This is a genomic window from Pseudomonas sp. FG86 (assembly GCF_057808775.1).
The window spans coordinates 153,797-173,890 of sequence record NZ_JBMDIS010000002.1 but is presented as its reverse complement, the minus strand read 5'-3'; the positions used below and the strand labels follow the sequence as shown (position 1 = coordinate 173,890).

At 60.2% G+C, this 20,094-nt stretch carries 19 protein-coding genes and 1 pseudogene; 2 read left to right on the top strand and 18 right to left on the bottom strand.

Annotation, left to right across the window (positions count from 1 at the left end; translation table 11 throughout):
- From ACODSV_RS02005 to ACODSV_RS01965, 9 genes are all read right to left on the bottom strand, one after another.
- The gene (locus ACODSV_RS02005; protein WP_150053830.1) at positions 1-657 is read right to left on the bottom strand and encodes a glutathione binding-like protein; all 657 of its coding nucleotides are present in this window, start codon (positions 655-657) and stop codon (positions 1-3) included.
- Positions 654-1,250 (bottom strand): cysteine dioxygenase family protein, encoded by a 597-nt coding sequence (locus ACODSV_RS02000; protein ID WP_150053829.1) that lies wholly within the window; start codon positions 1,248-1,250, stop codon positions 654-656. Before ACODSV_RS02000 ends, ACODSV_RS02005 begins: the two co-directional genes overlap by 4 nt.
- Before the next feature lie 17 nt (positions 1,251-1,267).
- Complete coding sequence (locus ACODSV_RS01995) at positions 1,268-2,104, bottom strand: amino acid ABC transporter ATP-binding protein (protein ID WP_012723469.1); 837 nt, start codon at positions 2,102-2,104, stop codon at positions 1,268-1,270.
- Positions 2,091-2,876, bottom strand: a complete 786-nt coding sequence (locus ACODSV_RS01990; RefSeq protein WP_012723468.1) for an amino acid ABC transporter permease — start codon at positions 2,874-2,876, stop codon at positions 2,091-2,093. Before ACODSV_RS01990 ends, ACODSV_RS01995 begins: the two co-directional genes overlap by 14 nt.
- A complete protein-coding gene (locus ACODSV_RS01985; protein ID WP_150053828.1) occupies positions 2,866-3,600 on the bottom strand; it encodes an amino acid ABC transporter permease in 735 nt (244 codons plus the stop codon). Before ACODSV_RS01985 ends, ACODSV_RS01990 begins: the two co-directional genes overlap by 11 nt.
- Positions 3,597-4,808, bottom strand: a complete 1,212-nt coding sequence (locus ACODSV_RS01980) for an aminotransferase class I/II-fold pyridoxal phosphate-dependent enzyme (protein WP_012723466.1) — start codon at positions 4,806-4,808, stop codon at positions 3,597-3,599. Before ACODSV_RS01980 ends, ACODSV_RS01985 begins: the two co-directional genes overlap by 4 nt.
- Positions 4,805-6,229: an FAD-binding oxidoreductase gene (locus tag ACODSV_RS01975; protein ID WP_012723465.1), complete on the bottom strand. Its 1,425-nt coding sequence runs from the start codon at positions 6,227-6,229 to the stop codon at positions 4,805-4,807. The genes ACODSV_RS01980 and ACODSV_RS01975 overlap by 4 nt, the downstream gene beginning before the upstream one ends.
- The gene (locus ACODSV_RS01970) at positions 6,226-7,077 is read right to left on the bottom strand and encodes a transporter substrate-binding domain-containing protein (RefSeq protein WP_150053827.1); all 852 of its coding nucleotides are present in this window, start codon (positions 7,075-7,077) and stop codon (positions 6,226-6,228) included. The genes ACODSV_RS01975 and ACODSV_RS01970 overlap by 4 nt, the downstream gene beginning before the upstream one ends.
- Before the next feature lie 61 nt (positions 7,078-7,138).
- Positions 7,139-7,984 carry a transporter substrate-binding domain-containing protein gene (locus ACODSV_RS01965; protein WP_012723463.1) on the bottom strand — a complete coding sequence of 282 codons (846 nt, stop codon included), beginning with the start codon at positions 7,982-7,984 and terminating at the stop codon, positions 7,139-7,141.
- Between the two features lie 256 nt (positions 7,985-8,240).
- Between ACODSV_RS01965 and ACODSV_RS01960 the strand changes: the two genes are divergently transcribed.
- On the top strand, positions 8,241-9,101 hold the full coding sequence (locus tag ACODSV_RS01960; protein WP_012723462.1) for a LysR substrate-binding domain-containing protein: 861 nt from the start codon (positions 8,241-8,243) through the stop codon (positions 9,099-9,101).
- A 58-nt stretch (positions 9,102-9,159) separates the two neighbouring features.
- Here the strand turns inward: ACODSV_RS01960 and msrA are convergent, their stop codons facing one another.
- From msrA to ACODSV_RS01940, 4 genes are read right to left on the bottom strand one after another with little or no spacing between them, the layout of a single operon-like run.
- The gene (gene msrA / locus ACODSV_RS01955) at positions 9,160-9,627 is read right to left on the bottom strand and encodes a peptide-methionine (S)-S-oxide reductase MsrA (protein ID WP_012723461.1); all 468 of its coding nucleotides are present in this window, start codon (positions 9,625-9,627) and stop codon (positions 9,160-9,162) included.
- Positions 9,624-10,544: a homocysteine S-methyltransferase family protein gene (locus tag ACODSV_RS01950; protein WP_012723460.1), complete on the bottom strand. Its 921-nt coding sequence runs from the start codon at positions 10,542-10,544 to the stop codon at positions 9,624-9,626. Before ACODSV_RS01950 ends, msrA begins: the two co-directional genes overlap by 4 nt.
- Positions 10,541-11,590, bottom strand: a complete 1,050-nt coding sequence (locus tag ACODSV_RS01945) for an ABC transporter substrate-binding protein (protein ID WP_012723459.1) — start codon at positions 11,588-11,590, stop codon at positions 10,541-10,543. Before ACODSV_RS01945 ends, ACODSV_RS01950 begins: the two co-directional genes overlap by 4 nt.
- 14 nt (positions 11,591-11,604) lie before the next feature.
- Positions 11,605-13,665: an ATP-binding cassette domain-containing protein gene (locus tag ACODSV_RS01940; RefSeq protein WP_043206189.1), complete on the bottom strand. Its 2,061-nt coding sequence runs from the start codon at positions 13,663-13,665 to the stop codon at positions 11,605-11,607.
- A gap of 323 nt (positions 13,666-13,988) precedes the next feature.
- Here ACODSV_RS01940 and ACODSV_RS01935 point away from each other — a divergent pair.
- Positions 13,989-14,138 (top strand): annotated as a pseudogene (locus tag ACODSV_RS01935) (helix-turn-helix domain-containing protein); the annotation flags it as partial.
- On the opposite strand, the gene ACODSV_RS01930 reads toward ACODSV_RS01935, so the two are convergent.
- From ACODSV_RS01930 to ACODSV_RS01910, 5 genes are read right to left on the bottom strand one after another with little or no spacing between them, the layout of a single operon-like run.
- Entirely contained in the window at positions 14,126-15,001 is an 876-nt protein-coding gene (locus tag ACODSV_RS01930) for an alpha/beta fold hydrolase (RefSeq protein ID WP_150053826.1), read from the bottom strand. The pseudogene ACODSV_RS01935 and the gene ACODSV_RS01930 overlap by 13 nt on opposite strands.
- Positions 14,994-16,640, bottom strand: coding sequence for a dipeptide ABC transporter ATP-binding protein (locus ACODSV_RS01925; protein WP_150053825.1), 1,647 nt, complete (start codon positions 16,638-16,640; stop codon positions 14,994-14,996). The genes ACODSV_RS01930 and ACODSV_RS01925 overlap by 8 nt, the downstream gene beginning before the upstream one ends.
- The gene (locus ACODSV_RS01920) at positions 16,637-17,464 is read right to left on the bottom strand and encodes an ABC transporter permease (RefSeq protein WP_012723455.1); all 828 of its coding nucleotides are present in this window, start codon (positions 17,462-17,464) and stop codon (positions 16,637-16,639) included. The genes ACODSV_RS01925 and ACODSV_RS01920 overlap by 4 nt, the downstream gene beginning before the upstream one ends.
- The gene (locus ACODSV_RS01915; protein ID WP_093545177.1) at positions 17,464-18,441 is read right to left on the bottom strand and encodes an ABC transporter permease; all 978 of its coding nucleotides are present in this window, start codon (positions 18,439-18,441) and stop codon (positions 17,464-17,466) included. The genes ACODSV_RS01920 and ACODSV_RS01915 overlap by 1 nt, the downstream gene beginning before the upstream one ends.
- Positions 18,438-20,021, bottom strand: coding sequence for an ABC transporter substrate-binding protein (locus ACODSV_RS01910; protein ID WP_150053824.1), 1,584 nt, complete (start codon positions 20,019-20,021; stop codon positions 18,438-18,440). Before ACODSV_RS01910 ends, ACODSV_RS01915 begins: the two co-directional genes overlap by 4 nt.
- Between the last annotated feature and the right edge of the window lie 73 nt (positions 20,022-20,094).

Sequence of the window (20,094 nt, the reverse complement as noted above, 5' to 3'; positions counted from 1 at the left end):
TTATTGAAGCGCCAGAGAGCGCTCGCTGGCCGCGACATCGCGGCCCTTCGCATAGGCACGCTGAACGGCCGGCCGCGCCTTGAGGCGTTCGCGCCAGGCATGGATGTGCGGGAAGTCCGCCAGGTCCTGCCCTTGTCGCTGCGGCTGAATCCACGGAAAGATCGCCATGTCGGCGATGGAGTATTCGCCCGCTACGTACGGCACTTCAGACAGACGCGTTTCCAGCACTGTATACAGCCGCGTCGCTTCGGCATTGAGCAGGTCCAGAGCGAACGGCAACGGTTGCGGCGCCTTCTCTTTGAACAGCTGCAACTGGCTCAGGTACGGGGTGATATGCCCCACCTGCCAGAACAGCCATTCCTGGACTTTCTGCCGCTCGACACTGCCCGCCGGCGGCAGAAAACGCCCCGCCTTGTCGGCCAGGTAATTGAGGATCGCTCCAGACTCGAACAGGCTCAGCGGTTCGCTCAAGCCCTCAGGCGCATGGTCGACTATCGCCGGAATTCGCCCATTGGCGCTGATCCGCTGGAACGCCGCATTTTTCTGTTCGCCCTCGCGGATATTGATCGGCAGCACGCGGTAATCCAGGCCGAGCTCTTCGACCAGGATGCCGATTTTCAAGCCATTACCTGTGGGCCAGTAGTAAAGGTCGATCATGCGTAAGCCTTGATCGACGGCGCCATTTGCGAGGCGTTGTAATTGAGGATGCGCCCGTCTTCTTCCACACCGTAGCGGCCGTTGAGGGATTCCAGCGGCAGGCCGTAGAGGTGGAAATGCAGGGTCGCTTGCTCACCTTCGACACGAATGCCGTGCAGGTCTTCACCGAGAAACGAGATCGATGTGCCGGGTTGCACGACCACTTCCTTTTCCAGGTGCAACGTGGTGAAGCCAGGCTCGCGACCCTCATCGTCACGGCTGTAAACGTAGTTGATTTCCTGCCCTTCGACGGCACTGATGATCGCCCAGGTTTCGTGGTTATGCGCGATCGTGCTTTTGCCTGGCAACAGCGAATTCAGGTACAGCGTCGGCGTGTCGCCGTCGTCATTGAGACGGTAGCGGAACGCCGTGCTGCCCTGCCCCGGCACGGGCGCGGGAAACGCGTCGAAGTTAAACAGGTCGCGGCGCTCGGCCAGGGTTTCGAGCAGGGCGACGATTTCCACCAGCGCGGCGCGGTCGACGCCCCGTTGATTGATGACGCGGATTTTCTTCAGGAAATCCTCGATGACAGCGGTACGGTTATCGGTACTCATGAACAGGCTCCTCGGTATTAAACGGACAGGCTGTAGCGACCCAGGTTGGTCAACAGGTAGGGGTCGTCGGCGATGACGGGACGGCGACCCGGATCCCCCAGGGCATGACGCAGGAATTCCCGCGTACGCTCGCTGGACGGGTGCTGGAAAATTTGTTTGGCGCTGCCGTGTTCGACGATCACGCCGTTTTCGGTGAAATAGACGATGTCGCTGATTTCTTCGGCGAAACGCATCTCGTGGGTGACCAGCACACAGGTCATGCCTTCTTCGGTCAATTCGCGAATCACCGTCAGCACCTCTCCGACGGTTTCCGGGTCAAGGGCCGAGGTCACTTCATCGAACAGGATCAACTCCGGGCGCATCGCCAGCGCCCGCGCAATCGCCACGCGCTGTTGCTGGCCACCGGACAGTTGGCCCGGATAAGCATCGGCCTTGTGCTCCATGCGCACTTTGGCCAGCAGCGCACGTGCCTCTTTTTCCGCCTCCTGGCGGCTGCGCCCCAACACCTTGCGCGGCGCAATCACCAGGTTTTCGAGCACCGACAGATGCGGGAACAGGTTGTACTGCTGAAAGACAAATCCCACTCGCTTGCGCAATTCAATGCGTTGGGCTTCCTGGGCCAGGGTGTGAACCTCGGTGGTACCGACACGGATAGTGCCGTGCTGGGGCCGCAACAGCCCGGTAATGCAGCGCAGAATCGTCGACTTACCAGAGCCGGACGGACCGATGATCGACACCGCCTGACCACGGCGCACATCGAGATCGATGCCTTTGAGCACCGGGTTGCTGCCGAACGACAGGTGCAGGTCGCGCAGGCTGACCAGAGGCTCGGCGACGGTTTCAGTAGAAGGCATAACGTCGCTCCAGGCGTTGGGTGAGACGGGAAATCGGGTAGCAATAAGCGAAGAACAGCACCAGCAGACTGAGATAAATCACCACGGTGAAGCCGGTCATGTTCACGGTGTTGCTGGCGATCTGTGCGGTGTCGATCACGTCATGCACCCCCACCAGCGAGGCCAGCGCAGTGCCCATGGTGATCACCGCATACAGGTTCATCCACGGCGGCAACATCCGTTTGAAGCACTGCGGCAGGATGATCGAGCGGAAAATCTGGCCACGGGTAAAGGCCAGCGAACGGGCCGCTTCCCATTGCGTGCTCGGGATCGAGGCGATGGCGCCGCGGAAGATTTCCGCGACATTGGCACTGGCCGGCAACGCCAGGCCAATCGTCACCTTGACCCAGTCCGGGAACGAGATGTAGGCGCTGCCGACGTGGATCTCGAACGGGAACACATAGGTGGTGAAATAGATCAATACCAGCCACGGCGCGTTGCGAAAAATCTGCACCCAGATCCGTGCCGGCAAACGCAGCACACGCAAGGGTGACAACGCCAAAGCACCCACCAGCAACCCCAGTACCGATCCCAGGGCGATGGCGACAAGACTGATCAGAATGTTCTGGCCAAAGCCCGCGGCCAGGGCCGGAGACCATTGCATTAGCGCCTTCAACACCGGGCTGTGCGGGGTGAACCACAGCAGCCAGAGCACGGCGCCGATCAGCAACACCTTGCCGACATGCCGACGCGGCCAGGCCTGCGGCGCGGTGACGGACGATTCAATGGCCATAGCCGGGCATCCTCAGGCGCGCTTCGAGGTAGCGCCCCACACAGTTGACGATAAAACTCAGCAGACCGAAAAAGCTCAGGATCAGGATCATCAACTCCAGCACGTTATCGCTCTGGGTCCAGATCATGATCGACGCATAGGTGATGTCGCCGACGGCAATCGCCGAGGCGACGGCAGTCATCTTCACCAGGTCGATCAGGTTGTTGATCAGCGATGGCAATGCAAAGCGCAGAGCCAGGGGTAATTGCACGTTCCACAACAACTGACGGCGGCTGAACGCCAGCGAACTGGCCGCTTCGAGTGTCACCGCCGGCACGGCTTCGATACCGGCGCGCAAGGCCTCGGCGTGGAAGGCGCCCTTGTGCAGCGAGATGACGATCACCACCCAGGCGAATGGCGTCAGCGGATTCGCGGCACCGACGGCCTGGGTCAGCAACATGTTCAACACCAGGAAGGCGCAATACAGCTGCACCAATGTCGGCGTGTTGCGCGTGACTTCGACGAAAAACCGTGCAGGTTTCGCCAGCCACGGGCTTGCGCTGGTCAGCATCGCCGCCAGTCCGACACCGGCGAGCAAACTGCCGACAATGGTGAACAGGCACAACAACACCGTGGTCAGCGCTCCCTGCTCCAGGCTGCCGCGCTGGTAAGCATCCAACAGAAAGCTGTAGTTCAGGCCAAATCCCGCGGTCCAGTGGACGAAAAGTTCCAGCCAATGACTCATGCTGCGCCCCGCAAATTCGCACAGGCCCGAGCGATTCGGCGTCCCGCTTCAACGACGCTGTCGGTCGCGGTGGCAATGGACAGGCGAAACCACGGCGACAAGCCATAGGCACTGCCCGCCACGCCAGCCACACCCTGCTCCAGCAAATACGCCACCACATCGGCGTCGCTATCGAGTCGTGCGCCGTCCGGACGATAGTGCCCCAGCAAACCGGCGCAGCGGATGAACACGAAGAAACCGCCCTGGGGCTCAAGCACTTCGAGGCCATCGACATCGCGCAAAGTCCTCACCAGCAAATCCCGCCTCAGTTGATAAGCCGCGACCTGCTCCGGCAAGAAATCCAGCCCGCCTTCAAAGGCTGCCAACGCGGCGGCCTGCCCGACCGAGGAGGCTCCAGAAGTGGATTGCGACTGCACGACGGCCATCGCGTTCGTGAGCACCTGCGGCCCGGCGCCGAAACCGATGCGCCAGCCGGTCATGGCGTACGTCTTGGAGACACCGCCAACCAGCAGGCAACGCGCATGCAGATCCGGCGCGACATTCAGCAGACTCTGCGCCGGCTGACCGTCAAAACGGATGTGTTCGTAGAGCTCGTCCAACAGCACCAGCACCTGAGGATGACGGCGCAGCACCTCGGCGAGGGCCTGCAACTCGGCCGCGCTGTACACCGCACCGCTGGGGTTGCCGGGACCGTTGAGGATCAGCCAGCGCGTGCGCTCACCGATGTGTTGTTCAAGCTGCGTGGCTGTGAGCTTGCAGCCCTGCTCAAGTCCGCACGCGATGAACACCGGTTCACCGCCATTGAAACGCACGCTGTCCGGAAACGACGGCCAGTACGGTGTCGGCACCAGCACTTCATCGCCGTCATCGAGGGTCGCGGCGAAGGCATTGAAGATGATCTGCTTGGCGCCGTTGGCAATCACGATGGAGGCCAGCGAATAATCCAGACGGTTCTCGCGCTGGAGCTTGCGCTGCACAGCCAGGCGCAAGGCTTTCACACCGGGCGTTGGCGTGTATTTCGTAGCACCGCCAGCGATGGCGGCACAGGCGGCTCGCTTGATGTGTTCGGGGGTATCGAAATCCGGCTCGCCGGTAGTCAGGTCGAGAATGTCGTGGCCGGCGTCCCGCAGCTCTGTGGCGCGGGATTTGGCCGCCGCGTTGGCCGACAGAGAGACGCGTTGCACGCGCTTGGAAAGACTGAGTGTCATGGCTGGATCACCTCCACGACTTTGCCCGGATTGAGCAGGTTTTTCGGGTCCAGTGCATGCTTGATGCGTCGCATCAGATCCAGCTCCACCGAGCTTTTAAAGCGTTCCAGCATGCCCACTTTGCGCTGGCCGATACCGTGTTCGGCACTGATGGAACCGCCGTGGGCATGGGCACTGTCATGCACCAGCAGACTGAGTGCCGCGTAATTGGCCATGTGCGCATCCACCGTCGAATCCAGTGGATGCGCGACGTTGTAGTGCAGGTTGCCATCGCCCAGGTGGCCGAACGTGTAGTGACGGACACCGGGAAAATGCACCTGCAACAGCGCATCCGTGGCGGCGACGAACTCCACGACTCGGGAAATCGGCACCGAAATGTCATGCTTCATGTTGCGACCAGAACGTTTCTGCGCCTCGCTCATGTTTTCTCGCAAAAGCCACAGTGCGTCGCTTTGTGGGAGGCTTTCAGCGATCAGCGCATTGACCAGAAAATCCTGTTCGAACGCTTCGCCGAGCACTGTTTCAATGGCCTGGCGGGCGTGACTTTCGCTGTGGTTATCCGACAGTTCCAAAAGCGCGAACCAGGGTTGGCTGACACCCGCGAACGGTTGTGGCCCCTCCGGAAACTGTTCGCGCAACAGCGCCAGGCAATCGGCGCTGAGCAATTCGAAGGCGGTGAGTCCGGCGCCAAATCCGGCGCGGGCATGGGACAGGCATCGCACCGCCTGCGCCAGCGAGTCGAAGGCCAGCAGCGCCGTGACTTGAGCCTTGGGCAACGGAAACAGTTTCAGGGTCGCCGCGGTGATGATGCCGAGGGTGCCTTCGCTGCCGATGTACAGGTCGCGCAGGTCGTAGCCGGAATTGTCCTTGCGTAAACCGCGCAGGCCGTTCCAGATTTCACCCTCGGCAGTGACCACCTCCAGCCCCAGCGTCAGTTCGCGAGCATTGCCGTAGCGCAGCACGGCGGTGCCGCCGGCATTGGTGCCGAGATTGCCACCAATCGTGCAGCTGCCTTCGGCGCCCAGGCTCAGGGGAAACAGGCGACCGGCGCTGCGTGCAACGTCCTGAACGGTCTGCAGGATGCAGCCCGCTTCAACCGTCAGGGTGTCGTTGTCGGTGTCCACGGCCCGCACCCGGTTCAAGCGATCGAGCAACAACAAGACGGCTCGGCCACTGGCATCCGGCGTTGCGCCGCCCATCAACCCGGTATTGCCGCCCTGCACTACCACGGGGGTGTCAACGGCCACGCAGGCACGGACCACCGCCGCGACCTCCTCGGTGTTGGCCGGGTGTACGGCGGCAATGACCTGGCCGATGTAGCGACCCTGTTTATCGGTCAGGTACGGCGCGGCCTCTTCGCCGCTCTGTACATGACTGGCGCCGAGCAACTGCTGCAAGACCGTGAACAACTGCTGACTCATTTGAGCACCGCCAGCGGCGAGGCGTTGCGATATTGCTCGTGCAAGTGACGCAAAGCCTGGGACGGCGCCATGCCCGTACGCTCGCCAAGTTCGATCAGCCAGCCACTGCGGTGCCAGTCGCGCACGATCGCATCGAGTTTCGCCTGAGTATCGTGCTCGCCTTTGCGCAACCAGATCACCGAGTTGGACGGGATCAGATCACCTGGCAACGGGATCTCATAACCAGCCCACTCGGCATCGCTCAACAAGGCGTGCATGGTCGGGCTTACATGCACCGCTGCCACGCAGCCATTGCCGCGCAGCGACAACAACGATTCGGACTGGCTGCGGAACGCCTTGATCTGCGCACCGTAGGTTTCCTGCAACGGCTTGATGAAGTTGCTACCCTGGGACACACACACCGGCTTGCCCTTGAGGTCGGCCCACTGGGTGATACCTGAGCCTTTGCGAATCAATGCTGCGCCGCCGACCTCTTCATAAGGCGTGGGCACATAATCGAGAATCTCGCCGCGCTCTTCGGTGAATTGCATGTTGGCGATGAGGATGTCGACCTTGCCCTGCTGCAGGAACTGTACGCGGTTGGGCGCCAGCACCGAGACAGTGTTGGCCTCGACGCCCAGCGCCTTGGCCACGCCCTTGGCCAGTTCGACGTTGTAACCCTGGTGTTCGCCGGTCTTCGGATCGATGGTGCCGAACGGCGGACCACTGAGCATCACCCCGATGTTGATGACGTGGCGTTGCTCGATCTTGTCCAGCGTGGCATCGGCCCGAGCCAGGCTCGCACCTGACGCGAGTGCCCCTGCCAGGCACAACGATGCCAGGGCTTTGGTGGAAAAAAGACGATTCATGCGCGACTACCTTGAACGGCCGTCGCGCGATGCGGCGGCGTGTTGAATACGATGAGGTGAATCAGGCGCCGTTGGCCTGGAACTTCTTTTGCAGTTCGACCAGCGCCGGTGACGCCGGCGTGATGTGGTTGCGGGTCTGGGCTTCGATCAACCAGCCGCTGCGGTGCAGCTCCTTGACGATCGGGTCGAGCTTGGCCTGGGTGTCGCTTTCCCCGCGACGGGTCCAGATAACCGACGGCGCCGGGTTCAGTTCCGGGGTGATGGTGCGATAGCCTTGCCATTCGGCGCTGTCGGCGATCAACGGGTTGACCAGCGTGGCGTCGTGCACCGCCGCGACGCAGTTGTTGCCGCGTAACGCCAGCAAGGATTCGGACGAGCTCTTAAACGCTTTCAACTCAACGCCCAGCTCCGTGAGCGGCTTGACATAGCTGCTGCCTTGCGAAGTGCAAACCGGTTGCCCTTTCAGGTCTTCCCAGCGAGTGATCTTGCTGTCCTTGAGCACTGCGGCGGTACCGCCTACCCGGTAAAACGGCGTCGGCACAAATCCGAGGATTTCGCCGCGTTCCGGGGTCCATTCCATGTTGGCGATCAGCAGGTCGACTTTGCCCTGCTGCAGGAACTGCACGCGGTTGGCAGGCAATACGGGAACCAGCTGCACCTCGGCCCCTAGCTGCCGGCCCAGCTCCTGGGCCAGCTCGACGTTCAACCCCCTGGGTTTCTGGGTCGCTGGATCGATCCCGCCAAAGGGACCGCCCGAGAGCAGCACACCGACCACCAGTACGTGACGCTGCTCGATCTTGTCCAGCGTCGCATCCGCCTGGGCAGCGGTGGTGCTGGCCGCCAGCAAGATCAAGGCACCCAGCATGGCAGGCAATAAACGTTTTACAGGTGTGCGCTCGAACAGCATGGTTTTTCCCCCTAATGAATGATCGGCGTCCCCCGACCTGTTGTGGTGGGATCCTAGGTAAAGCGTGCTTCTAACGGAAATTCAAATATCTAATATCGTTATAACCTGATGAGCCCGCGCAAATGACAAAAGCCTGGATAACCCCGTATATATTGAATGACACCAATAAATCGATAAAACATCACCAAAAAACACATAACGTTTATTTATGTTTATGTTTAAAGTCGTGATGTAAAAAACAGCCCTGGAAACAGCCATGTCGACCCTGCCCACGCTAGACCTCGAATTACTGCGCACCTTCATTGCCGTGGTGGACCACCACAGCTTTGCCGAAGCCGGCACGCATCTGAACCGCACGCAATCTTCGGTGACCCAACACATGCAACGCCTGGAGCAACAGGTCGGGGTGAATCTGTTCGAGAAGCACGGGCGGCAGAAGCGACTCACTGAAGCCGGGTTGCAGTTGCTGCGCCACGCCCGGCATATGCTCTCGATGAATGACGAGGCCCTGAGCTCCCTGCGTGAAAACAGCCTGAGCGGCGTGCTGCGCATCGGTTCGCCCCACGACATCGCCGACACGATCCTGCCGCCAATCCTCAGCCACATCGCCCGGTCGGCGCCGCGCTTGCGGCTTGAAATCGATGTCGGTCGCAGTCCGTTCCTGATGGAGGACCTGCACCGCGGCAAAGTCGACATGGTGATTTCCACCCGGGAGGACCCGAACCTCGAAGGCTTCGCCTTGCGTACTTCGCCTGTGTGGTGGATTTGCTCGGCGCAATACCTGCACAACCCCAGCGAACCCTTGCCGCTGATTCTGGTGGATGAACCGAGTATTTATCGTCGCTACGCCCTGGAAGCCCTGGAACGCGCAAACATTCCCTGGCGCCAGGCCTACCTGGCCTCGAATCTGATTGGCATCAAGGCTGCGACGCGTGCGGGGTTGGGTGTCACGGCCCGTAGCATGGAAATGCTCGGGCCGGACATGCGCGTACTGGGTGAAACGGACGGATTGCCACGGCTGCCGGACGTGACCTATCACTTGTGGATTCGACCCAACACCGTAAATCCGCTGGTGCGCCGAGCCTATCAATTAATCAGGAGCAGTCAGGGTCTCTGACCAGACCCACGAGCGAAGCCAGGCGCGCTGATCAGCAACAACCTGGCATGGCGATTATTCAGATGGAGCAGCTGCTGGCACCATGCTTTTCCAGGTAACGTTGCTGGTCTTCATCTGCCAGTTGAAACTCACCCAACGGCACGATGACGGTGGCCACCGGTTTACCTAATTGCCCCGAAGCATCCAGGCGTTGTTTGGCGACCAGTGCCAGCTGGGCTTGCTGGGCGGTGCCAAAAAACAGTGCAGATCGGTATTTGACCCCGACATCCGCGCCTTGACGGTCGAATGAGGTCGGATCATGCAGCGTCCAGAAGTGCTCTATCAGGCGACTGTAGGAAATGACTTTGGAATCAAAGTCCACTTGCACCACCTCGATCAACTCAGACTCGCCCCTGACCGATCGCGCAAAACCAACCCGACTGTCGAGCACGCCCGGCAACGATCTGAATGCCGCTTCAGCCCTCCAAAAACAGCCGGCACCGAACGTCGCCTGCTCAACAATCACGTCTTGGCGAAAATCAGTCATGCGCTGACAACCACTTCGTTTGGCAGCAGATGCGCATGCAACTGCGCAATATGTTCAGGCCCGATACCGCAGCATCCACCGACAATACTGGCACCCGCCGCTACCCAGGTTCTGGACCAGTGCAGGTAGGATTCAGGGCCCAGGTCGCGGCGAATCTCCAGCAGCGTGCTGTTGGCCTTTGCCTCTGTGCTGACAGGCGGAAACGCGTTTGCGTAAACCCCCAGCTCGATGCTTTGATCGAGGCGCAGAAGGACATCCCCGGCCACCGCCAGCGCAGCTGCCATGACTTCCGGCTGGCTGCAATTGAACAGCACCGCCCTCGCCCCCAATTCGACCGCTACGTGTACCGCCTGGGCGACTGACTCCGAGGAACGCAATCGCGGTGGCTCGCCGGCTTCATCAAGCAGCGTGAACGACAGCCAAAGCGGTTTCGATTCTGCGCCAAGCGCCTCGACGACTGCCCGGACTTCAGCGATGGAACTCTGGGTTTCCGCCAGCCACACATCAACGTGCGCCTGCAATCCGGCGATGAGCTCGCGATGGATCACGACCGAACGTTGATGATCAAACAAGTCAGGTCGATAAGACCCTAGCGCCGGCGGCAACGATCCGGCCACCATGACCGGTTCGGTGCTGCCGGCCGCCGCCTGACGAGCCAGGCGTCCGGCCCGCTCGGCCAGCGCACGGCCCTGCTCGGCAAAGCGCTCATCACCGATGTGAAACGGCACCACCGCGTAGCTGTTAGTGGTGATGATTCGCGCACCGGCCTCAATAAATGCCTGATGAGCCTGCAGCACATAGTCAGGCGCCTCGATCAACGCGAGGGCCGACCATTCCGGCTGGCGAAACGGTGCCCCGATACGCTGCAATTCGCGGCCCATGCCACCATCGAGCAAACGCAAGGACGCCTGGCTCATTGGATCGCGCTCACTTTCGGCGCCGAGGCGGCGAGCCATTGATCAACCGTGGCACTGTTCACCTGTACCCACGCCTTGGCCACGACGTCCGCTGGCTGTTTTTCCTTTTCGATCTTCAGGATCAGCTCATTGAGTTGCGCAGGTTCGATCGCGACATTACGCAGGAACTCGGCAATTTTCGGTGCGCGTTTCTGCAAGGCAGCGGACGCCAGGATATGTACCTTGGCATCCGGGAAGGCGCAGGTGATCTGACTCTTGTTCAGCCAGTCCGGGTCGACGGTCGGACTGATGAATTTCCAGCAACCATCAGCCTTGTAAAGCGGGTCATCTTTTTTGTTGTCCTGGGCGTAACCGTCGAATGCCGGCTCTTCCAGGCGACGCAGGTCAAAGGCCGAAAAGATCCAGTCCGGGGTGTAGGCATAGAACACCACGCCACGTTGCGCCTTGTAAGCCGAGGCGAGTTTGGCGTAGGTCACCGAGGCTTCGGTGGACACCGACTCGAATTTATCGGCAAACCCGTAATCCTTGGCCTTGATCTGGCCGATGTAAGTCGACTCCCAGCCCGCCGGCCCCACCAGCAACTCAGCCTTACCGCCGCCCAGTGGCTCAAAGAGCTTGGCCACTTCAGGTTTTTTCAGGTCGTAGATGGATTTGACCCCGTACTTGTCCTGCAAATAACCGGGAATGTAAAACCCTTGTTCGCCCGCATACGGATGAGTGTTCGGCACCAAGGACCGGGTGCCGCCCGTGACGTATTTAGCCCAGGCTGCCGACTGGTTAGGCAGCCAGATATCGGTCAGTACGTCGACCGAACCATCGCCTTTGGCGGCTGCGCTGAACAGCACCGCGACATCCCCGGCCAGATACGACACATCGCCATCCAGTCGGCTTTTGATTACCTCACCAAGGATGTGTTGAATGGCGATAGCCCCCGTCCAGTTCTGCTCGCCAATGACAATTTTGTCCTTGGCGAAGACGGTGGCCGGGAGAATCAAGGATGCCAGCAATGCGGCCGCACCGAAGGTACGCGACAGATGTGTCTTCACGATAAATCTCTCAGTTAGTTGTGCCGGTGGTCTTGCTTGCGCAAGCTCGATTGAATGATTCGGTCAGGGATCAGTGCACACAGGACGATCGCCACGCCGGCGAGCACGCCTTCGCCGCCCTTGATGTTGCGCAGCGCCGTCATCACGTCATAACCCAGGCCGCCGGCGCCGATCAGGGCAGCGACCACCACCATCGACAAGCTCATGACGATGGTCTGGTTGATCCCCAATAACAGCGAGCGGCGAGCCAAGGGCAGTTGCACCTTGATCAGGGTCTGCCAAGGACTGGCACCGTGTGCCACCGCCGCTTCGACAGCATCCTTCGCAACTTCCTGGATACCCAGCGACGTCAGACGAATCATCGGCGCCAGGGCGAAAATCACGGTCGCGATCACGGCGGGGGTCTTGCCGACAGAAAAGAACGCCACGGCAGGAATCAGGTACACAAACGTCGGCAGGGTCTGCATGACGTCCAGCAGGGGCGTAATCACCCGCCGTAAAAGCGGACGCTTCGCCAGCAGGATGCCGGTGGGTACGCCAATGACCAGGGCAATCAGTACCGAAGAACCGACCAGCGCCAGCGTGGCAATGGTTCGCTCCCAAAAGCCAAACAGGCCGATGTACAACAAGGCTGCGCTGCTGGTCAGTGCCAGCGGCAAGCCAGCTGAACGCCACGCCAGAAACACCAGCGTCAGTGCCGAAACCGGCCATGGCAACCAACCTAGGAGGTTTTCAATGCCTTCGATGACGGTGCGAACGGCAACGATCACGCCGACGAATGCACCCTCGAACGTCACCTGCGACCAGCCAATGAATTCATCAATGCTCTGTGCCGCCAGCAGCAAGGCCTGGCGATTGACCGGGAACTGCAGCAACACACCAGTGGCGTCAGGTGTGACGACGCGCCAGATCACCAGTGCCTGACTGACCACCAGCACAGCCAAAGGCAGCCCCCAACCCGATACGTTGCGTAGCACAGGCTGGCGGCTCAACGAGAGCGCTGTGAAACGACTGGCCGCGAACACCATCACCGCCGCCAGAATCGCCAGCCATGATGAAGTGGCAATGCCCTGAGCCAGTGCCGCTAGCGCTGCGAGCTCAACGGCGAAGCCGAGCCAAAACAAACCGCCCTTGCCTCTCGCAGCAAGCGCAGCAGGCCCCAGCAACAATGCCTGCCACCCGCGCAAGCCGGGCTGGACGTGCGGCCCACGAGGAGCGGTTTCTGGGGGCTGAAGGCCAACGCTGTCGACGCTGTGAAGGGGTGTATGGGTTGAATTGAAGTCCCGGAAAAAGTCCGCAACTTCGGCGTCAACCGGATGCTCGAGCAACTGTTTGGGCGTGCCCAATTGCACCAGCCGTCCTCGGCGTAGCACTGCGATGCGGTCAGCAAGGCGTATGGCTTCGGCCGGGTCATGGGTGACCAGCAATGTGCTGATACCGCGCTCATGCACCAGTGCCAGGAAATGACTTTGCAGATCGCGTCGAATGGTCGGATCCAGCGCACTGAACGGCTCGTCCATCAGTAGAATGTCGGGATCAGTCACCAATGCGCGTGCCAGGCCAACCCGTTGCTGCATGCCACCGGACAACTCATGGGGATAATGTTCGCCCCACCCCTCCAGACCTACCGCCCGCAACTGCAGAATAGCCGCAGCATGACGAATCGACTCGGGTTCACCACGCAATTCGAGGGGCAGCGCGACGTTGTCCAGCACCGTACGATGGGGCAACAGGCCAAAATGCTGGAACACCATCCCGATGCGGCGCGATCTCAAGTCGCGCAAAGCTTTGTGGCTCAAACCGCTGATGGTCTGCCCTTCGATCAAGACATCGCCGCTCGAGGGCTCAATCAAGCGATTGATATGCCGCAGCAGCGTGGATTTCCCGCTTCCTGATGTGCCCATCAGGCACAGAACTTCACCGCGCCGCACCTTCAAACTGACATTGCTGACGGCCGGCAGCACTGACGAACCTTTGCGCAGATAGGCTTTGGTGACGTCTCGCAACTCAAGCACAACATCGGCCTCATTGGCGTGATCGCTGGAGGGTTGCGCACGCTGTTGAGATGAGTCGATCCGGGCAGTTGCCAAAGAGGTTTGAATAAGTGTCACAGGAGCTCCGGGCAAGCGACCCCTGGATGCGGGCAACGCGCTCGCCCCAGAGTAGAAAATTGGCTGAGCCTCAGGCCATGATCCGAACACCGTGTCCTGAAGCAAAAAAAGCGCCGCGCAGGGAGCGCAACGCTTTCCACAGACATAAAGCTAATCGATCTTAAAAAGAACAAATAAATATCTTTTTGGAATTAACTTAAGCCTTCTCACGCCGTCTATCTGCGTCTGATTATTAAAATAAAAATAACTAAAAGGTATCAATAAGTAAAAAATATGAATTTATAGTTATAAAAGTGTCGGAGACCGCCTTTCTCGAGCATTGGGCTTTCGAAGGCGTGGCCGTGTTGTCGGCGAGCCGGAGCAAACGCCTGGTCAGCGCCAACGGTGCATTTCTCAGCTGCGCGCTTTATCAACTGAAGCCAGCTCAACCGGACGAACCTGGACGCTGATCAAGTTTTTTCATCAGCCTCTGGAACGCCGCCAGCACCTGCGCAGGCCGCTCCAACATCAATTGATGACCACACCGCTCCAACACCTCAAAGCTACCCGTTGGCAGCTGTCGGGCGAGCGCTTCACCCCCACTGGAGGGCGTCAGCCCGTCGCTGTCTCCCGCTAACACATAAGTCGGCAACGTCAGTCGGGCCAGGGCATCGGCGTCGGGCCATTGGGCGTTTTGCAGTAGAGACTTGAACACATACAGACGATTGCGACGGGTCAGGTTTTCCTCGTAGGCCACCAGCCGGGGATCGGCTGCGGAGTGCCACGCACGCTGACGAAAGCCCTTGGCCAGCAACGGCCGCAGCAGCTCCAACACCCAGGCAGGCAGAGACATCAGACCACCACGGCTCAACGGGCGATGCAGTTGTGTGCCTAGCAACAGGGCGCCATCTATGGTCACCTGCGGCAACCTGCGTGGAAGCTCCAGCAAGGCACTCAACCCCAGTCCGGTACCAAAGGAATGTGCAACCAGGATATTCCGACGTGCAGCGTAGCGGCTCAGTATTTCCAGCTGATCTGCCACCAGTTCCGACCAGGCATAGGCCTGCGGCTGGCGCGGCTTTTCACTATCGCCGTGCCCCAACAGGTCCCACGCCACCAGGCTGTATCCCTGATCGGACAACGACTGCCATAACTCGCGCCATTGATCCTTGTGACCACCACCACCATGCCCGAAGAACAAGACTGTATCTGCCTGATGCGTGCCTGGTTGATAAGCGATGCTCAGGTACCGTCCTGGACGGATTTCCACCCGCTCGCCCCGCACCAGAGGTAAATCAGAAAATGCGTGTAAATCAGTCATGAGCGGGACAAGCCTCTTTGAATTCAAGGTTTTGAGGAGTGACTGTCGAAGGGAGGACGGTTCTGGAGAAGCCACGCAATAAGGTCTGGGTATAAGCATGTTGCGGATGGACCAGTAGCGTTGCCGCTTCCCCCTGCTCCACCACATGCCCGCCCTGCATCACGGCAATGCGATCACACAGTCTGGCGGCCACTCGCAAATCGTGGGTGATGAACACAATGCTCAGCTTGAGCCGACGTTGCAGGTCTTCAAGCAACTCGAGAATCTGTACCTGGATCAGCGCATCCAGAGCGGAAACGCATTCGTCCGCGATGAGTATTTTCGGCTCCACAGCCAAGGCACGGGCGATACCGATACGTTGGCGCTGGCCACCGGAGAACTCATGGGGATAGCGCTCGAACGCCGTGGCGGGTAGCCCAACCAACGCCAAAAATGAGCGCGTGCGCCGCTCGGCCTCGGCCTTTGAGTGCCCCTGTACCAGCGGGCCGGTCATGACGATACGACCGATGGTCTGGCGCGGATTGAGCGAGGCAAACGGGTCCTGGAAAATCATCTGCACATCGCTACGCAATGCTCGCAAACGCCCTTCGGAAAGCGTCGTTACATCCTGACCCAGCCATTGAATTTGACCACTGTCAGCACGTAGCAGCCGAACAAGGCAACGCCCCAGAGTGGATTTCCCCGAGCCTGACTCCCCAACAATGCCGAGGGTTTCACCCTCGCGCAGGGTCAACTGAACCTGCGCCAGGGCCTGGGTGGCACGCTTGCGCCACCAACCGCTGTTGCTGCGAAACACTTTATTGAGTTGCTCGGCCTTGAGCACCACACTCCCGTCCACCGTCGTGCGCGGGGCCCGAGGTTGCGCCGAGACCGCTGCCAGCAGTTGCTGGGTATAAAGCGCCTGAGGCTTGCGCAATACTTGATGGGCGCTGCCCTGCTCCACCAGTTGACCTTTTTCCAGCACCAGCACGCGGTCGGCAATGGCCTCGACCACGGCGAAATCATGGGTGATGAACAACAGCGACATGCCCTTATCCTGTTGAATCTTGCGTAACAGATCGATGATCTGCGCCTGGGTGGTCACATCCAGCGCCGAGGTGGGTTCGTCGGCGATCAGTAACGAGGGATCGAACGCCAACGCCATGGCGATGACCACGCGCTGACGCTGGCCACCGGAGAGCTCAAAGGGATAGACCAGGCGCAGGCGTTCAGGCTCGGGCAGGCCGACATAACCCAGCAACTCCACAACCCGTCGGCGACGCTCCTGGGCCGATTTCACCCCGTGGGCGCGCAGGGTTTCATCGATCTGCTCACCCACGCGCAGCAGCGGGTTCAGCGCGCTCATGGGCTCCTGGAACACCATGCTTATATCTCGCCCGCGCAGCTGGCGCATCGCGGTTTCACTGAGCTTCGCCAGGTCTTCATCACGAAACACCAGTCGCCCGCTTTCCACGCTCAGCGGCGTCGGTAACTGGCGCAACAATGCCTTGGCCAACATCGACTTGCCCGAGCCGGACTCGCCCACTACACATAGGCATTCGCCGCTGCGCAATTGCAGCGACAGGTCATACAGCGCGTGACTGCGGTCGGCACCGGCCGGCAAGGCGATACGCAGGTTTTCCACACTGAGCAACGTCATAGCGACCTCCCCGGTTCAAAGGCCACGCGCAGGCCTTCGCCCACCCGGTTCACGGCCAGCACGCACAGCACAATCGCCACCCCCGGCAAGAAACTCATCCACCAGGCATCCCGCAGCAGCCCACGTGATGCGTTGATCATGTAACCCCAGCTCATGGCCTCAGGGTCGCTCAGGCCGAGAAACGCTAACGCGGCTTCGGTGAGAACTGCAGTGGCCATCACAAAGGTCATGGTCACCAACAACGGCGCCAAGGCATTGGGCAGGATTTGTTGGCTGATGATGCCTAATGGCGATTGCCCCAGCACCCGCGCCGCCTGCACAAACTCACGTTGTCGCAGGGTAAGGAATTCGCTGCGCACTAGCCGCGCGACGCCCGGCCACGCTACCAGCGAAATCGCCAGCACGATGGAACCCAGGGACGGCTCCAGCACCGCCACCAGGATCACCGCCAACACTAGCTGCGGAATGATCTGAAAGAACTCGGCGATCCGCATCAGCGCGCCGTCGAGCCATCCACCAAAATAACCGGCGACAGCGCCGACGAGCAGTCCCACCAGCAAGGTCGCCAGACTGGTCAACACCCCCACGGCCAGGGACACACGGGCGCCGTAGAGCAAGCCGCTGCCGAGGTCGCGGCCAAGCATATCGCTGCCCAGCCAGTGCGCCGAATCGTGGAACGGCGGTAGCATCGGCTGGGTGTTCATTTCCCAGGGCGAGCTACTGGTGAGCCACGGTGCGGCAGTCGCTAGTGCTGCTAACACCAGCAAAAACACCGCGCCGGCCAGCGCCGACGGCTGGTGAATAAAGCGTGTGAGCACCGCCATCAGCCCTGTCCTCCAGCGCCAATACGTGGGTCGAGCAAACGGCAAATCACATCGGTCAACACATTGAAGCCCACCACCAAAATCGAGATCACCAGAAAGCCGCCCATCAACACACCGTAGTCACGCTGGGCCAATGAGTCATACATCAAGCGGCCAATGCCAGGCCAGGAGTACACCACCTCCACCAGTAACGCACCGCTGGCCAGTTGGCCGAGTTGCAAACCAGCGAAAGTCACCACCGGCAGCAGTGCATTGCGCAACACATGTACATACAGAATCCGCCGTGGATACAGGCCTTTGGCGTGGGCAGTGCGTACGTATTCCTGACCAAGAGCATCGAGCACGGCGGCTCGGGTGAGGTGGATATACAGAGCCAGAAACAGCACGCTCAGGGATAGGCACGGCAACAACAGATGCCGCAGGCGATCCAGCAGCGAGAAGTCCCGGCCCACGGTCTCCATACCGAACGCCGGCAACCAATCCAGACTGACGGAGAACAGCAAAATCATCAGCATCGCCAGCCAGAACGGCGGCATCGCGTACAGCAACAAAGCACCATGGGAGATCACGCCGTCCAGCCAATGCCGCTTCTGCCGTGCCCGCGCCGCCAGCACACCTAAGGTCACGCCGAGCACGGAAGAAACTACAAAGGCTGAGCCCATCAATGCCAGCGTCGCCGGCAACCGCTCGGCGATCAGCGACCACACCGAGGTCTGATTTCGGTAGGAATAACCCAGGTCCAGGTGGGCGATATTGCCCAGGTATATCAGCAACTGCTGGAGCAACGGTTTATCCAGGCCCATGGTCTGGCGCAGTTGCTCGATAAACTGCACATCGTCCACTCCTGCCTCTCCGGCCAACAGCAATGCAGGATCGCCCGGCGCAAGTCGAATCAGCAGGAAACTCAGCACCAGCACCGCCACCACCATCAGCAACGCCTTGACGAGCCGCCCGCTGAAATACAACACGCCGTTCATGGCGTCAGGGCCTCGAGGTACACGCTCTCGTAGTCCTCATTAAGGCTGGTAGCGGTCTGCAGCAGGTTTTTCACCTGTTTGTGAAACAGCGTCGGGTAACGCATTTCGAAGATCGGTGCGATGGGCAGGTCGGTGTTCAGCAGGTTCTCCAGCTGGCTGTAGAGCTGTTTGCGCTCCGGGCCTTCCGGGGTATCGGCGACTTTCGCCCACAAGGCATCGGCCTCTGCGCTGTTGTAGCCGCTGACGTTGGCGAACGGAGAAGTTTTGAGTATGTAGTCGGAGCGGAACAGATAGGCGCTGGTCAGGTAGGGATCGCCGATCTGGAAGATAAAATTGTAGGTCAGGTCGAAGTCCCAGTCGCTCACGCGCTGGAACCAGGTCGCCGCGTCGGACGTCACCACCTGCACCTTGAAACCCAGGGGCTGCAAGGACTGCTTGGTGTATTCGGCCAGGCGCTCCCAGGCACCACCCTTCTCGCCATTGAGCAGGCGAATGCGCACCGCGCCGACATCAACGCCGGATTCGGCAATCAGCGCTTTGGCCTTTTTCACATCATAGGCGTACTGCGGCAACTGGGGATCGTGGTAAGGCGAGCTGGACACAAACGGCCCCTGGGCGACCTTGCCCGAGCCGAAGAAGATGTTATCGACGATGAACTGTCGGTTCAGCGCAGACAGGATCGCCTGGCGCACCTTGAGGTTGTTCAACGGTGGCTTGCGCGTGTTGATTTGCAGGAAGGCCAGACCCGAGTACAACTCCCAGCCCTTCTCCGACGACTGCACATCGGGCAAGGCGGTTAGGCGCTTAAGGTCTGAGTAATCCGCATCGCCGCTGCGCAGCACTTGCACGTCGTTACGCTCGAACGCGGCGGCACGCGAAGAGGCATCAGGAATGACGTGGAAGATGATGCTGTCGAGGTGCGGCAGGCCCTTTTTCCAGTAGTTGGGGTTCTTAGCCAGTTTGATATAGGCGCCTCGTTTCCACTCGACGAACACAAACGGCCCGGTACCCACCGGTTTTAGGTTATAGGGGTTGTTACGAAAGTCGGTGTTCTCGTAAAGGTGCTTCGGCACCACCGGGCGCAAGCCGCTGCCCAAGGCCGAAAGCAACGGTGCGAAAGGTTTCTTCAGGTGGAAGACCACCTGCAGCGTACCTTTGGCGGTGATGCTCTCGACGTACTCGGTGATGATACCGCCAAGGCGCTTGTCCACCTCGGGGTAGAAGGTCTGGAAGCTGAACACCACGTCATCGGCGGTGAACGCTGGACCGTCGTGCCAGTGCACGCCGTCCTGCAAGTCGAAGGTATAGGTGAGGCCGTCAGGGGAGATAGTCCAGGCTTTGGCCAATACCGGTTTGGGCGCAAGGTGTGTGTCGAAGGTGAGCAGGCCCTGGAGCACCTTGCCGCTCACGTATTGGGTCGACACATGGCTGACTACGCCGTGCATCAGCGAGGGCGGCTCCGGCTGGGCCACCAGGTTGAGCACCCCGCCCTCCTGGGGTTGCGCTTGAGCCTGGCCGGCCAACAACGTGGTGCACAGTGCCACGGACGTGAGGGCACGGCGGAAAGAGAATGAGCGCATGGAGTCTCCTCGAATTGAAAAATATAACGAGGGTTTTGCAAGCGTTGTGCCATGGCCGGTTGGGCGGGTATTG